This is a genomic window from Advenella sp. EE-W14, from assembly GCF_012923605.1.
GTDB lineage: Bacteria > Pseudomonadota > Gammaproteobacteria > Burkholderiales > Burkholderiaceae_B > Advenella > Advenella alkanexedens.
Genome location: NZ_JAAVNG010000024.1, coordinates 1 through 1,190, shown reverse-complemented (window position 1 = coordinate 1,190; position 1,190 = coordinate 1). Strand labels below are relative to the sequence as shown.

1 protein-coding gene is annotated in these 1,190 nt (G+C 46.5%); it reads left to right on the top strand.

Annotation, left to right across the window (positions count from 1 at the left end):
* Positions 1–59: 59 nt before the first annotated feature.
* Positions 60–1,174, top strand: a protein-coding gene (locus tag HCX92_RS14740; protein WP_169295722.1) for an IS3 family transposase whose coding sequence is annotated in 2 segments (ribosomal slippage) — positions 60–312 and positions 312–1,174 — 1,116 coding nt in all. Because the reading frame shifts where the segments join, the coding sequence is not laid out codon by codon here.
* Positions 1,175–1,190: the final 16 nt, after the last annotated feature.

The window sequence follows — 1,190 nt, the reverse complement described above, 5'->3', positions numbered from 1 at the left end:
GGTAATCCTCCCACAAAACCATAGCAATTAGAAGTAGAATTTCTTATAAAGGAAATTCAATGAAAAGATCACGATATACCGACAGCCAAATCATGGCGATTCTTAAACAAGCCGAAACTGGTACGCCTGTACCAGAACTGTGCCGAGAGCATGGCATGAGCAGCGCTACTTTCTACAAGTGGCGTGCTAAATACGGTGGCATGGATGCCTCCATGATGTCTCGCCTTAAAGAGCTTGAAGCGGAGAATCAGCGCCTTAAAAAGATGTATGCCGAAGAACGTCTAAAAGCTGAGATCGCTCGCGAGGCGATTGAAAAAAAGTGGTAACGCCATCTCGACGCAAAGAGATGGCGCAACGCGCGGTCACGCAATTTAGAGCGAGTATACGAGTGGCATGCGAGGTATTTAGCATCAGCCAAAGCTGCTATTACTACCAGCCTAGACAAGCCGGTGAGAATGAGGTCATTGCTGACTGGTTGATTCGATTAACCACCGCTCAACGTAACTGGGGCTTTGGCCTATGTTTCCTGTATTTACGTAATATTAAGGGCTTTAAATGGAACCACAAACGAGTCTATCGAATCTACCGCGAGCTCGAGTTAAACTTGCGTATCAAACCTAAGAAACGAATTATACGTGAGCGTCCTGAGGTACTCGGTACAACTACTGCGATCAACCAAGTGTGGTCGATGGATTTTATGCATGACCAACTGGCTGACGGTCGCTGCTTGCGTCTCTTTAACGTGATTGATGACTTTAACCGTGAGGGTTTGGGCATAGAAGTGGACTTCTCTTTGCCTGCAGAGCGAGTCACGAGAGTGCTGGATCAAATCATCGAGTGGCGAGGCAAGCCTGCGTGCTTAAGGTGTGATAATGGGCCGGAATACATTAGTAAAACACTCCTAGAGTGGGCAGCTAAGCGGCATATCACGTTGATTCACACTCAGCCCGGTAATCCACAACAAAACGCGTATGTCGAGCGTTATAATCGGACAGTACGTTATGACTGGCTAACCCAGAATCTCTTCGAGAGTTTAGAAGAAGTTCAGCACGGAGCGACTGCTTGGCTCTGGACTTACAATAACGAACGCCCCAACATGGCATTAGGTGGCATCACACCGAGGCAAAAATTACATCAACATAAATTAAATAATTCTACTGCCAACTGCTATTAAAAATGGGGTGATTACC